General features: G+C 60.3%; 9 protein-coding genes and 1 pseudogene. 5 read left to right on the top strand and 5 right to left on the bottom strand.

What is annotated here, in order from left to right; genetic code table 11:
• The 3 genes from RAD10_RS40555 to RAD10_RS40545 all read right to left on the bottom strand — a co-directional run.
• Nucleotides 1-569: TCP-1/cpn60 chaperonin family protein (locus RAD10_RS40555; RefSeq protein WP_461621832.1), on the bottom strand; the 569-nt coding region annotated here is incomplete at its 3' end.
• An 86-nt stretch (nucleotides 570-655) separates the two neighbouring features.
• Nucleotides 656-970: a co-chaperone GroES gene (groES, locus tag RAD10_RS40550; protein ID WP_270162976.1), complete on the bottom strand. Its 315-nt coding sequence runs from the start codon at nucleotides 968-970 to the stop codon at nucleotides 656-658.
• A gap of 908 nt (nucleotides 971-1,878) precedes the next feature.
• Nucleotides 1,879-2,082 carry a hypothetical protein gene (locus tag RAD10_RS40545; protein ID WP_270162975.1) on the bottom strand — a complete coding sequence of 68 codons (204 nt, stop codon included), beginning with the start codon at nucleotides 2,080-2,082 and terminating at the stop codon, nucleotides 1,879-1,881.
• Between the two features lie 603 nt (nucleotides 2,083-2,685).
• Here RAD10_RS40545 and RAD10_RS40540 point away from each other — a divergent pair.
• From RAD10_RS40540 to RAD10_RS40530, 3 genes are all read left to right on the top strand, one after another.
• Nucleotides 2,686-3,915: a glycoside hydrolase family 18 protein gene (locus tag RAD10_RS40540; protein ID WP_461621831.1), complete on the top strand. Its 1,230-nt coding sequence runs from the start codon at nucleotides 2,686-2,688 to the stop codon at nucleotides 3,913-3,915.
• Between the two features lie 746 nt (nucleotides 3,916-4,661).
• Complete coding sequence (locus RAD10_RS40535; protein WP_461621830.1) at nucleotides 4,662-6,401, top strand: outer membrane protein; 1,740 nt, start codon at nucleotides 4,662-4,664, stop codon at nucleotides 6,399-6,401.
• A gap of 591 nt (nucleotides 6,402-6,992) precedes the next feature.
• A complete protein-coding gene (locus tag RAD10_RS40530; protein ID WP_270162970.1) occupies nucleotides 6,993-7,436 on the top strand; it encodes an NAD(P)-dependent oxidoreductase in 444 nt (147 codons plus the stop codon).
• A 218-nt stretch (nucleotides 7,437-7,654) separates the two neighbouring features.
• Here the strand turns inward: RAD10_RS40530 and RAD10_RS40525 are convergent.
• Nucleotides 7,655-8,546 (bottom strand): annotated as a pseudogene (locus RAD10_RS40525) (NAD(P)H-dependent flavin oxidoreductase).
• Between the two features lie 162 nt (nucleotides 8,547-8,708).
• Nucleotides 8,709-9,929 carry an ABC transporter substrate-binding protein gene (locus RAD10_RS40520; RefSeq protein ID WP_270162969.1) on the bottom strand — a complete coding sequence of 407 codons (1,221 nt, stop codon included), beginning with the start codon at nucleotides 9,927-9,929 and terminating at the stop codon, nucleotides 8,709-8,711.
• Between the two features lie 252 nt (nucleotides 9,930-10,181).
• Here RAD10_RS40520 and RAD10_RS40515 point away from each other — a divergent pair, with 252 nt between their 5' ends.
• Together RAD10_RS40515 and RAD10_RS40510 are read left to right on the top strand one after the other, a co-directional pair.
• On the top strand, nucleotides 10,182-11,714 hold the full coding sequence (locus RAD10_RS40515) for an acyl-CoA carboxylase subunit beta (RefSeq protein ID WP_270162967.1): 1,533 nt from the start codon (nucleotides 10,182-10,184) through the stop codon (nucleotides 11,712-11,714).
• A gap of 8 nt (nucleotides 11,715-11,722) precedes the next feature.
• Nucleotides 11,723-13,738 (top strand): acetyl-CoA carboxylase biotin carboxylase subunit, encoded by a 2,016-nt coding sequence (locus RAD10_RS40510; protein WP_461621829.1) that lies wholly within the window; start codon nucleotides 11,723-11,725, stop codon nucleotides 13,736-13,738.
• Nucleotides 13,739-13,751 lie beyond the last annotated feature (13 nt).

Raw genomic sequence — 13,751 nt, 5'->3', positions numbered from 1 at the left:
ACGACGTCGAGCTCGGTCTCGAGCGACTTGGCTTCCTCGACGGTGATGACACCCTCGTTGCCGACCTTCTTCATGGCATCGGAGAGGAACTTGCCGATTTCGGCATCGCCGTTGGCCGAGATGGTGCCGACCTGGGCGATCTCGTCGTTCGACGTGACTTTCTTGGAGTTTTTCTGCAAGTCCGCCACGACCGCGTCTACGGCGAGATCGATACCGCGCTTCAGGTCCATCGGGTTCATGCCGGCGGCGACCGCCTTGGCGCCTTCGCGCACGATCGCAGCCGCGAGCACGGTCGCGGTGGTGGTGCCGTCGCCGGCCGCGTCTGCGGACTTGGAGGCGACTTCGCGCACCATCTGGGCGCCCATGTTCTCGAACTTATCGTCGAGCTCGATGTCCTTGGCGACGGTGACGCCGTCCTTGGTGATGCGGGGCGCGCCGAACGACTTGTCGAGCACGACGTTGCGGCCCTTCGGACCGAGCGTCACCTTCACCGCGTTGTTGAGGATGTCGACGCCGCGCAGCATGCGGTCGCGGGCGTCGACGCCGAATTTGACTTCTTTGGCTGACATATTGGTTTCCCTGAGTTGATTGGTCTCATCTCACTCTTGAGGCGCCCGGCAGGCGCTCCTCAGGGTGAGCGGTGCGAGCGGTTGGATTAGGCGGCCTTCTTCTTGGCCGACGCATCGGTGAGAACGCCCATGATGTCGCTCTCCTTCATGATCAACAGCTCCTGGCCGTCGATCTTGACCTCGGTGCCCGACCACTTGCCGAACAGCACGAGATCGCCGACCTCGACGTCGATCGGGATCAGCTTGCCGCTCTCGTCGCGGCCGCCCGGGCCAACGGCGATCACTTCGCCCTGGGACGGCTTTTCCTTGGCCGTGTCGGGAATAATGATGCCGCCTGCGGTCTTCTCTTCTGCGTCGATACGCTTGACCACGACGCGGTCGTGAAGCGGACGGAATTTCATGCAGTCCTCCTAAGCAATTGCTTGGGTTGGTGATTTTAGGTAGTTAGCAGTCGATGCCCGCGAGTGCCAATGCGGGCGGAGCACAGGTAGGGCTGGTCTTTTCGGGAAGCAAGGGCTCCTCGCAGAAAAAAGGCGCTCAGGGTATTCGCCGGCTGTTCGTGGTCATACCGGCGAATGACCGAACCGGCGATCTGCCCTTGGTGTCTAGGATTTTCCTCACTATCCCGCGCGGACGCGAACTCGTGATGGCACGCTGGGGCGTGCCGACCTCGTGGCGGGTTCTGTGGACGCCACCAAGCTGTAAGCAAAGGGCAGGCCAGTCGACTTCCAGCAGCTGCTGAGGATGAGCTCGATGGCGGCACGACCAACGTCCGGTAGTGAGAGCGCGTACTGGAAGCGCTGGCTCGATCCGCAGAGCCGCTGCCTGGTGCCGTTCACCTCGTTCTCCCGAGGACGACACCATCGATGGCAAGAAGGTGTCGGTCCGGTTCGCTCCCGACGAGAGCCGGCCTGTTCTCGACGATGGAGTTGCAGCCGGCAAGACGGAATGCATTTCCGCCAACGCCGCTGTGAGGCGCGCCAAGGCGTTGTCCCGCAAGCCCGGCATCATGGGCGCGGTCGCCCTCTCGGGGACCGAAGGACCCATCGCGCGGCGTCTTCGGCGACGCCAAGGTGATCCGGAAATGCGGCGACGTACCCGAATATCTGAGCACGCCGATCGTCCCGACGTCGCCACACCCCAGCGGTGGCATCAGGGCGGAATTAGCCTGCGGACTCGCATTTGAGGCATCGCCAGATCGTGGCTCCCTGCTATCACGATTTGCGGCCAAGTCATGGACTTCCTGCAACAAGGGCAGACGCGAATGATGCTGGAACGTGGCGTTGGGCGACACGAAGAAGGCGAGAGATCAACAGAGGGGATCCGCCGGATGCTCGGCGAAACCAGATGAACCGGGCAAGCTCGAACCCGATCCCGCAGGCTGCTCCGCGGCGAGCTTTTCGACTTGTTCGACGAACTCGGACCGGGTGCGTTGATCGCGTATCCGGACAAAAGCGCGGATCAACCTAAGTCCCTGCAGATCGCTTCGCGTTGAAGACGCGGTGTCGTTCATTTTCGAGCTCCCTGGCTTTCTGTAGGTGGGTCAAGTCGCAAGTGCAAGAATGATCCGTATCACGCGCCGGTTGCAACATAAATCCTACCAAAAAGGAGGGGTTCTGCTCGCGCCTGAACGCAGGTTCACACGGAGCCCGCGCGGGGTAGGATGCGTGCCACAGTTTGCCCTTCACAGCCTCCCATCCTGGCGCAGAGACGATGAAGCGAAGCGCAATTCAGCGGACGAGAGCGGCCGTAGCTGCTGCCCATACGTTCCAATACACCAATCCACTTGTGCGCCTTTCGACAAATTCGGATGGGACAACGCGGCGGATGCTAGCCACAAAATGTCGGAAGCCCGCCACAGAACAGCTCTTTGAACTTCCATACTTCGTCTTAGACGAGCCTTCCTCCACCGCATTCAATTCGTCGTATTCTCGCCATTCGAGAGCTGAACCCGTCGCGCAGCAAATACAGCTCTCGATGAAGATGCCGCCATGAAGTCGTAGCGATCAGGTGAAACAAAGGGAGCCAGTGCCGCGCAGATCGAAGGCTCGCTGAGGCGATCGCGTTATCGGTTGGCGCAGCGTAAAATCAGACAGAGAGCATAAGGCCGTAATCCGTGGCAATTAATCGTCGAAACTTCGCTGCAGCCGGGTTTTCTACGCTCGTGTGCGGATACGCACTGATGCAGCCGGGACGGGGCACGCCGTCCCGGAGGCCAGTGGTCGCAGGCTATGTCGCCCCTTGGAAAGCCCGGACGGGCGGTCCAAACATCAAGACGATCCCGGCTCGCGAACTGACGCACTTGATGTACGCGTTCGGCACCGTTTCGGCAGAAGGACTGGCTGGACTTTCGGATCGTTGCCTGGACGCAGGAGCCTGCGACGGAACCGCGCCGTCGACCGCGTTCGGCGGCAATTTCGCCCAACTCACCGAATTGAAGCGGAGCAGTCCGGAGCTCCGGATCCTGATTGCGTTGGGCGGCTGGAGCGGGTCGAAATATTTCTCGGCCGCCGCTGCCACGCCGAGGTCGCGCGCGCGGTTCGCACAATCCGTTATCGAGGCGTTCTTTCGGCCGTATCCGGGTCTGTTCGATGGTGTGGATGTCGATTGGGAGTTTCCCGTCTCAGGAGGACGCCCAGGGAATCTCGCGCGCCTCGAGGACCGCACGAATTTCACGCTCCTGATTGCGGAGCTTCGCCGAAGACTCACCGAGTTTTCCGCATTGGAGCGCAGGGAGCTGGAGCTCACCATCGCCGTATCGGCCGTCCCCAACAAGATTATCAATCTGGAGGCGGCCGCTCTCGCCCCGCTGGTCGACCGGATTCATCTAATGGCCTACGACTATCATGCGGGCTCGACCTTTGCCGGCTTCAATGCTCCGCTGTTTGCCTGCGCCGGCGATCCAAGTCCCGATCTCAATGTCGATGCCAGTGTGAATGCCTTGATCCGGGCCGGGGTGCCGCGGGCCAAGGTCACGCTCGGGGTAGCCTTCTATGGCCGAGCTGTTGCAGGCGTTCCGCAGGAGAACGGGGGGCTCTTGCAAAAGGGGACGATGGCGAGCGAGGAGTGGGGAGGGAGTGACGGCATCGATTATCGCGATCTCGTTGTCCGGCGACCGGAAGAGCAGGGCTTTCGCCGGTATTGGTGTGATGAGGCCCAAGTGCCGTGGCTCTATGACGCCGAACGGCGGATATGGATCAGCTACGACGATCCGCTATCCATCGCAAGCAAGACGATGTACGCGCGCGCCCATGGACTCGCCGGGATCATGATCTGGGACCTGTTCGCCGACGACGGTTCGCTGCTGCTCGCGGCGCTCCGCATCCTTCCTGTGCGAAGATCCTAATAGAAGTGTCGTCATTACGTCGCCTTGAAGCACGTCATCTGTGCGCGCCTCGAGCGAAATCAGCCGCGAAACGCTGTTGAGATCAGAGCCACGTCGAATTGAAAACGGCGATGTCGGAAATCTGGCGCCCGGCAGCGTCGTTCGGGAGGCATGCTGGCGGCAATGCGGGTTTTTCGTCGTGATGCGACGTGCGCACCGGATCCCATCCGGTTGCTCGCGAGGCCGGACGACTCTTCGCGACCCCTCACGCGAAGGCTTGAGCAACCCTGACTTAAGCCATGTCTGTGTATCGGTGCGGGATCCCGATCCCGATCGGCGCCATGAGTCACTGACCCATGCGATATAGAAGAGGCATGCTTCGGCGCCGATTCACACGTGACCCCCTGCAGTGAAGACGGTGGTCTCGCCAGCCGGCCCCGTTCCTTATCAGGCGAGACATCGGCAGAGTTGCGGCGGATGCTCTATTGGCCTGCTTCAGATGCGCCTCACGATGATGCCGTCGGCGATAGCAACGTAGATTGTGAGTCTTGAGACAAATGTCAGCAACTTGACGCTACACACCACTACGAAGTGCCTGCAGAACCGCCGAATTCAATTGGCTCGCGGTTTGCTTTGCTGACGCCATCATTGCCAATCGCAAGCGTTGATTTTCCAGGCGGACTAGGGCGCGCGTCGCAAGCGTGTGGTCTGGCCCCGACGGTTTGCTGTGGCGACAAGTTAAGGCGCTCGGTTGTGGACGGCGCAAAATGCAGGAAGTGTTTGGAATGCGATCTGGAGTTCTTCTTTCGGGAGTCGCAACAATTGCGCTCGTCGCAAGCGGTGCAGCCAATGCGGTAGACCTTTGGCCAGACGTGAAATTGCCAGCGGCGGTGTGGAGTTGGTCCGGAGGCTATATCGGCGGGAACGTCGGCGGTGGGTATGGCCGAACCTCATTCAGCAATCCCTACGGTCCCCCAATCTATGGCGGCGTGGTTGACACCCCAGTGTTCCTCGTAGGTGGCCAGATAGGCTATAACTGGCAGAAGAACAGCTGGGTCTTTGGCGTCGAACTCGATGTCAGCGGTGCTGTCTCCGACGGCACCAATACCTGCCTCGCCTCCTCCGGCTTTGTTGTGAGCGCAAATTGCGCGGCAGGTCCCAACGTCTTTGCGACCGGGACCGGCCGGGTCGGTTACACCTTTGGCCCACATGGCCACACGCTGGCCTATCTCAAGGGAGGCTTGGCTTGGCAAAACAATCGCGGCGATGTCGTCAACAACAACGAGTTCAATGGCCGCGGGACTCAGGAGAACACCAGTTTCGACTATGGTCGGGTCGGCGGCATCATCGGGCTGGGCGTCGAGCAAGCACTTACGTCTGCATGGTCTCTCAAGGTCGAATACGACTATCTGCATTTCGGTGGGCCGAGTATCGCAACGCCTCCGACGGTGCAGTTTCCGCCGTTCGCAATCCTTCCGGCGAATACAACGAGCCTGTCTAGCACCTATCACATCGGAACGATCGGTCTGAATTACCATTTTGACGCCGACCCTTGGGATGCGCAACGGTCCGATGCGCCGTTGTTCACGGAAGCAACGGGCAGCGTGCCGCCGACGGCTGACACAGCCGGTTGGTCGTTTGAAGGCGGCTCGCGGCTTTGGGTCAGCCGCGGACGATTCCAATGGAATGACAGCGCTGTGCCCAATGAAGTCCCTGCTGGAGATCCTAACATTCTTGTATCGAGGATCACCCACCACGGTCTCAACGGACTTTCCGGGGAATTATTTGGCCGGGTTGACAGCCCGTGGGGAGCGTTTCTGAAGAGCAACGTTGGCATCGGTCGCTTCGACAAAGGAATCACCAACGATGAAGATTGGGGAATTGATCGCAGCCTCTCCTATATCAACACGAGATCAGGCCAGGCAAACGGGAGGTTCACCTATTACACCGCCGACGTAGGTTACGATTTCCTGCGCGGCGCCAACTACAAGGTCGGGGGCTTTCTCGGCTGGACCTACTACGAACAGAGCTCCGACTACATCGGATGTGTACAGATTGCCAACCCGATGGTTGGATGCTTGCGGCCAGATCCAGATGGTGACGACACAGTCGCTGGAAGCCAGAATTCCCAGTGGAATGCACCTCGTGCCGGCCTAAGCGCCGAAACCATGCTCACCGAGCGTTGGCGTTTGAGTAGCGACGTCGCTTACCTGCCTTGGACCGATTTCAAAGGACGTGACAATCATCTTGTGCGCCCGACGACCACCTTCATCGATCAACGCGGGAACGGAGGCGGGGGTGTCCAACTCGAAGGCGTGTTGTCCTACTTCATTACCAAGAACTTCAGCGTCGGCATCGGCGCGCGCTATTGGGCCATGTGGACCAAAAAAGACAGTGAAATGACATGCACAGGCTGTGATGGCCCGGGAACCACTGGGACTGAGCTTGCGAAGTTCAGCACGGAGCGCTGGGGTACATTCTTTCAGGCCTCTTATAAGTTGAACTGAAAAGGCCGATCCACAGTCAAGCTCCAGACAACGGCCTCCTGATTGACCCTCCTGGGATCACCACAGGGATCCCGGGCAATTTTGGCGCCGGCGCAATTGTACAGCATATGATCACGCGTTCACAGAGTCCATGCGCCTGAATGAAAGCAGCGCCTGCGATGCGGTGGCTGACGAGTTCCAAGCTTAGTTCGCTGTGCGGCTCGCCGCAAGCTCCGAGGTAGGTGAGGTCGCCGTCGAGCCCAGTGAGGCATGCGGGGCATCGCCCCGCTTCGTCGCGCACGCGTCGAAAGTAGACAAGCCTGTGGCTTGCATCATCGCCGCTCCGTCAGTTTGGCGCTGGTCGATTACGAAGACAGGAGACGTCTTTCGCCAACGGGTTGCGTGCTCCGACGGCAGGAAAGCGCGACGTCTCGATCGCTAAATCGATCAACGATCGTCTGATCCTTGTACGGTCGTCTGATATCTTAACTATTCAGCAGCAGTTGATACTACCAACTATGGAGAGGTGACAGATGCTCCGCCGGCGGCGGCCTTCACCTTAATATATGTCAAGTCCGTCCATATCGACCAAAATGAGGCTCTGGCGCATCCATGAAAATCACGTTGTTGGGCGGTACCGGGTCGATCGGCCGCGTGTTTCTCGAAGAGGCTATCGCAGCCGGCCACGAATTGCGCATATATGGCCGCACGTCACCGAACGCGAATGGAGCTGATTTCATCCGCGGCGAACTCTCGGACAAAGTCGCCATGACGGCTGCAGTTCGAGGCTCTGATGCGGTCGTAAACACTGTCGGCGTGCGATCAAAGGACGACATTCCGGTTATCACCGTCGCCGTATCGAACATCATTACGGTTATGGAGAATGCGGACGTACGCCGCCTCGTGAGTATCTCCGGCGCAGGCGTGAGACTCCCTGGAGACCGGCGTGGTCCGCTGGGCCATATCGCGACTTGGATCGCCAGATCAATGGCCTATGACATGATCGCGTGCAAGCAGGGGGAATATGAGCTTATCGCCCGTTCTCATCTCGAGTGAACTATTGTTCGTCCTTTCGTGATTACAAACAAGCCCGCGAAGGGGAAGGTGCGGGCCGACGAGGCGGTATTTGACGGGAACCGCGAAAGGGCACGCAGGGTCTGCTCGCAGACACTCGGGAATGAGTGGAGCGACAAGTTTCCATCTCCTATCGATCATTTGATCTTTCGGCCAATCAATGGGGCTGGCCGCAATGACATTGATAATGTCGGCCATTTTCAACGGCTGATGCCATGAAACTCCGAGCTCGTCTGCGTGACCAATTCGTTGACGGACACGACATTGGTGATTCCTGAAGTCGAATGCCCAGCGCTCCAGATATCGCGCCATCGCTTTGGTCGAGCTTCGCGAGCGGTGATGTCGATATCCTTGCCAATTTCGATCGAACCGTGGAGCGGCAGGTTGTTGGGATCGAGACCCGCCGACGTGATCGATGGCCGCAACATGATCGTCTGCAATCCGGTGAATGCTGTCGTCAGGAGAATATCGTCGGCGGTACTCTCGACGAGCATTTGTTTGAATCGTCGGTCAGCCATGCTCTCGTGCGGCGCGATGAACTTGGTCCCCATGTAGGCAAGATCGCAGCCCAATGTCTGCGCCGCTCTGAGAGCGACGCCATCGCTAATGTCTCCAGCGAGGACGATCATCCCGTCGAAGAACGCGCGCACCGCGCGAACGAATGCGAATGGAGTTAGCCAGCCGGTCTGGCCGCCAGCTCCCGCGGTCAATAGTATTAGGCCGTTGACACCGGCCTCTGCGGCCCACTCAGCGTGCCGAATAGACGCTACGTCGGCAACAACTAACGCGCCTGCATCCTAGAGCAGACGAAGCACCGGGATAGGGGACCCGACCGATGTGATGGCAATCTCAGGATTATGCTTGAGGACGACGCGCAGATCGTCTGCGAGGCGAGTATTAGCACGATCAAATTTGGACAGATCGGCGCATGTTGTCTGCCGGTCTTGAAGCTGTGGGGTGTAGACGATCGCTGATCGCGGCTAGCCATTGATCCAGCTCATCGGCGCTCCGACAATTCGCCGTCGGAAACGAACCGATCACGCCGCTTCGGCTTGCCGCCACCACAAGCTCGATGCCTGAGACGAGGAACATCGGTGCTGCAATTAGCGGTAAGGCAAGGCGATCCCGAAACGGCAGATTTTGGTTGGACGAGTCCACCTTCTCTCCTAACGACCGAATTGAGCGAAATACCTATCGAAGAACGGCGCAGTCGTGAGCCGCACGGAGTTCCTAGTCCGTGCGGCTCGGATACGTTCAGTTCGATAACTTGCCCTCGATGATCGGACCAAAGGTGACCCAGTTGTTTCCTTCAAACGTCATCAACTGCATCTGCTCGATCGGGAAATGATCGGTAGGCGACGTCTTGAGTGTGATACCGGGCAGCAAGGTCGACGGCGCGAAGCCATTCAGGTTTTCTGAGACCTTCATGATGTTTTCCCGAGTCAGGTTGTCGCCCGCCTGCTCGAGGATGTACTGCAGCGTTTGAAGAGCTGCATACGAGTAGGTTACCAGATTGCTATTGCGATCTGCGTCAGGCGCGTATTTTTGCAGGAACTGCTCGCATTCCTTAACCCCGGAGTCGTCCTTCCAAGCGGGGTCCGTCGGGTCCTTGTAGTAGCCAGCGCTGATGATGCCTTGCGCGTAGTTGAAGCCGGCTGGCTTAATCACCGCTCCCACTGAGCTCGAAACGTTGTTCAGGATATGGACAGGCTTCCAATCTAACTCGCCCATCTTTCGGATCGCCATCGCGGCGAATTTGGGCTGGCTGAGATTGAGTACCAGGTCTGCTCCCGATGCCTTCAGCTTGACGATCTGCGAGTCGATCGTGGGGTCGTTGAAGTCGTATGTCGCCTCAGCAACAATCATCGAGGTCTTGTCGCCGAGCCCGTCTTTAACGCCCTTGTAGATATCCTTGCCGTACTCGTCGTTTACAACCAGGACGGCGATCTTGGCGTTAGGGTGCTCCTTCAAGATCCATTTGGCATAGACGCGACCTTCGGATTGGTAGGACGCATTGAAAGGCATCGTCCATGGAAACGACTTGGGATCCTCGCCGAATTTCGTTCCTCCGGTCGCGAGCATCAGCTGTGGGACCTTCTTCTGGTTCATGTACTTCATGATGGCCAGATTCGGCGGAACGCCCAGCGTCTGGTAGAGGAATAGAACTTCGTCGCTCTCGACCAGCTTGCGGGCCTGCTCGACCGTTTTCGGCGGGCTATAGGCGTCGTCGTACGAAATCCAATTAATCTTCCGTCCGTTGATGCCGCCCTTTTCATTGATCATCTTCACATACCCAGCAGCGATCTTGCCCACGATGGCGTAGGCGGAGGCTGGCCCGCTATAGGGAAGAATGTTTCCGATCTTGATTTCAGTGTCGCTCGCCCCGGGACCGTATTGCTTTTGTGCAAACGCTTGGTGCGAGCCAATCGTGACGCCGGCGGCTACGGCAAAAACAAGCAAACTACGCGTATTCATTTTTCCTCCTGTTTCGTTTGTGATTGATCGCCTGGACGGACCAGTAGCTTCGGAATGGCTTAGACCGCCATTTTATAAACTGATCACAAGTCGACCTCATAGAATAATACCAAGTTATATCAGCTAGTTGTGATGATTTGACAACAAGATAAATTTATGACACTGACGTCACGTTACTGGAACTGAGATTTGGGTCAAGTCCTCCAGGAGGGGCGGACCGAACTCGCTCGCTCCTACGCTGGAGGCGCACGGATGACTGCCGTAATCGAAAAGCTTGAGGCGCGTCGTGCCGGCGCAAAGCTCGGCGGTGGCGAGAAGCGCATCGAGGCGCAGCACGCCCGCGGCAAGCTGACCGCGCGCGACCGCATCGAGCTCCTGCTCGACAAGGGATCGTTCGAGGAGTTCGACATGTTCGTCGAGCATCGCTCCACCGAGTTCGGCATGGAGAAGACCAAGGTGCCCGGCGACGGCGTCGTCACCGGCTGGGGCACCGTCAACGGCCGCAAGACGTTTGTCTTCGCCAAGGACTTTACGGTGTTCGGCGGCTCGCTGTCCGAGACCCACGCGCTGAAGATCACCAAGCTGCAGGACATGGCGATGAAGGCGCGGGCGCCCATCATCGGCCTTTATGACGCGGGCGGCGCTCGCATCCAGGAAGGCGTCGCCGCGCTCGCCGGCTATTCCTACGTGTTCCGCCGCAACGTCCTCGCCTCCGGCGTGATCCCGCAGATCTCCGTCATCATGGGTCCCTGCGCCGGCGGCGACGTCTATTCGCCGGCGATGACCGACTTCATCTTCATGGTGAAGAACACCAGCTACATGTTCGTCACCGGCCCCGACGTGGTGAAGACCGTGACCAACGAGGTCGTCACGGCCGAAGAGCTCGGCGGCGCCTCGGTGCACGCCACGCGCTCCTCGATCGCCGAAGGCGCCTTCGAGAACGACGTCGAGACGCTGCTGCAGATGCGGCGCCTGATCGACTTCCTGCCGTCCAACAACACCGACGGCGTGCCGGAGTGGCCGAGCTTTGACGACATCGGCCGGGTCGACATGTCGCTGGACACGCTGATCCCCGACAATCCGAACAAGCCCTACGACATGAAGGAGCTGATCCTGAAGGTCGTGGACGAAGGCGATTTCTTCGAGATCGCGGATTTGTTCGCGAAGAACATCGTCACCGGTTTCGGTCGCATCGCCGGCCGCACCGTCGGCTTCGTCGCCAACCAGCCGATGGTGCTGGCCGGCGTGCTCGACTCGGACGCCTCGCGCAAGGCGGCGCGCTTCGTGCGTTTTTGTGATGCCTTCAACATCCCGATCGTCACCTTCGTCGACGTGCCGGGCTTCCTGCCGGGCACGGCGCAGGAATATGGCGGCCTGATCAAGCACGGCGCAAAACTGCTGTTCGCGTACTCGCAGTGCACCGTGCCGCTGGTGACCATCATCACCCGCAAGGCCTATGGCGGCGCCTTCGACGTCATGGCCTCCAAGGAAATCGGCGCCGACATGAACTACGCCTGGCCGACCGCCCAGATCGCGGTGATGGGCGCCAAGGGCGCGGTCGAGATCATCTTCCGCAGCGACATCGGTGACCCCGACAAGATCGCCGCCCGCACCAAGGAATACGAAGATCGCTTCCTGTCCCCCTTCATCGCCGCTGAGCGCGGCTACATCGACGACGTCATCATGCCGCATTCGACGCGGCGGCGGATCGCAAGGGCGCTGGCGATGCTGAAGGACAAGAAGGTCGAGGCGCCGGCCAAGAAGCACGACAATCTGCCGTTGTGAGAAGAGAAGTGTTTAAGAAGATCCTGATCGCCAATCGCGGCGAAATCGCCTGCCGGGTCATCAAGACTGCCCGCAAGATGGGAATTCAGACGGTTGCGGTCTATTCCGAGGCCGACCGCGACGCCCTCCATGTCGAGATGGCCGACGAAGCCGTGCTGATCGGCCCGCCCGCTGCGGCCGAGAGCTATCTGGTGATCGAGAAGATCGTCGAGGCCTGCCGCAAGACGGGGGCCGAGGCCGTGCATCCGGGCTACGGCTTCCTGTCCGAGCGCGAGGCATTTCCGCGCGCGCTGGAGGCCGCCGGCATCGTCTTCATCGGTCCGAATCCGGGCGCGATCGCCGCGATGGGCGACAAGATCGAATCCAAGAAGGCCGCCGCGAAAGCCAAGGTCTCAACCGTGCCCGGCTATCTCGGCGTCATCGAGGACGACAGGCACGCGGTCAAGATCGCCGACGAGATCGGCTATCCCGTGATGATCAAGGCCTCGGCCGGAGGCGGCGGCAAGGGCATGCGCATCGCGCACTCGACGGCCGAGGTCGCCGAGGGCTTCAACCTCGCCAAGGCCGAGGCGAAAGCCTCGTTCGGCGACGACCGCGTCTTCGTCGAGAAGTTCATCGTCGATCCCCGCCACATCGAGATCCAGGTGCTGGGCGACAAGCATGGCAACGTCATCTATCTCGGCGAGCGCGAATGCTCGATCCAGCGCCGCAACCAGAAGGTCATCGAGGAGGCGCCGTCGCCGCTGCTCGATGAAGCCACCCGCCGCAAGATGGGCGAGCAGGCGGTGGCGCTGGCCAAGGCCGTGAACTACGATTCCGCCGGCACCGTCGAGTTCGTCGCAGGGCAGGACAAGAGCTTCTACTTCCTGGAAATGAACACGCGCCTCCAGGTCGAGCATCCCGTCACCGAGCTCGTCACCGGAATTGATCTCGTGGAGCAGATGATCCGCGTCGCCGCCGGCGAGAGGCTCGGTCTGGCGCAGAAGGACGTCACGCTGACGGGCTGGGCGGTGGAATCGCGCCTCTACGCCGAAGACCCCTTCCGCAACTTCCTGCCCTCGATCGGGCGCCTGGTGAAATACCGCCCGCCGGCCGAAGCCAGCCAGGACGGCATCACCGTCCGCAACGACACTGGCGTGCAGGAAGGCGGCGAGATCTCGATCCATTACGATCCGATGATCGCCAAGCTCGTCACGCACGCACCGTCGCGCGCGGCTGCGATCGAGGCGCAGGCGACTGCACTCGACTCGTTCTATGTCGACGGTATCAGGCACAACATCCCGTTCCTGTCCGCGCTGATGCATCATCCGCGCTGGCGCGAGGGGCGGCTTTCGACCGGCTTCATCGCCGAGGAATTCCCCAAGGGCTTTGCCGTGCGCGTGCCGGAAGGCGAGGTGGCGCGTCGCATCGCCGCGGTCGGCGCCGCCGTCGATCACGTGCTCGGGGAGCGCAAGCGGCAGATCTCCGGCCAGATGGGCGGCCGTGTCGTGCAGCGCGAGCGCCGCCGCGCGGTCTGGCTCGACCGCCAGGAGATTTTGCTCGAGGTCGCCCGCGAGGGCGAGGCGATCGCGATCCGCTTCGTCGACGCCGACGGCAAGGCCGGCAACGCGCATCTGCTACAGTCGCCATGGAAGCCGGGCGATCCGGTCTGGCAAGGCACCATCGACGGCCAGTTCATCGCGGTGCAGGCGCGGCCGATCCCGAATGGCATCCGCCTCGCGCATCAGGGCGTCGAGGTGCCGGTCTATGTCTGGACCGAAGCGGAAGCGGCGTCGGCGAAGCTGATGCCGGTGACGACGGGCTCCGACACCGGCAAGAAGCTGCTGTGCCCGATGCCCGGGCTCATCGTCTCGATCGCTGTGACCGAAGGCCAGGAGGTCAAGGCCGGCGAGACGCTCGCGGTCGTCGAGGCTATGAAGATGCAGAACGTGCTCCGCGCCGAGCAGGACGGCACCGTGAAGAAGATCCACGCCAGCGCCGGCGCGACGCTCGCGGTGGACGCGCTGATTTTGGAGTTCGAATAGTCTATTCACTGCG

The organism is Bradyrhizobium sp. 23AC (assembly GCF_054863025.1).
This window is presented reverse-complemented; position numbering and strand designations above follow the sequence as displayed.

Bases quoted from the DNA above. Each gene is read 5' to 3' on its own strand.
- RAD10_RS40520 (WP_270162969.1), bottom strand. From the start codon at position 9,929: ATGAATACGCGTAGTTTGCTTGTTTTTGCCGTAGCCGCCGGCGTCACG.
- RAD10_RS40545 (WP_270162975.1), bottom strand. From the start codon at position 2,082: ATGAACGACACCGCGTCTTCAACGCGAAGCGATCTGCAGGGACTTAGG.
- RAD10_RS40530 (WP_270162970.1), top strand. From the start codon at position 6,993: ATGAAAATCACGTTGTTGGGCGGTACCGGGTCGATCGGCCGCGTGTTT.
- RAD10_RS40515 (WP_270162967.1), top strand. From the start codon at position 10,182: ATGACTGCCGTAATCGAAAAGCTTGAGGCGCGTCGTGCCGGCGCAAAG.
- groES (WP_270162976.1), bottom strand. From the start codon at position 970: ATGAAATTCCGTCCGCTTCACGACCGCGTCGTGGTCAAGCGTATCGAC.
- RAD10_RS40535 (WP_461621830.1), top strand. From the start codon at position 4,662: ATGCAGGAAGTGTTTGGAATGCGATCTGGAGTTCTTCTTTCGGGAGTC.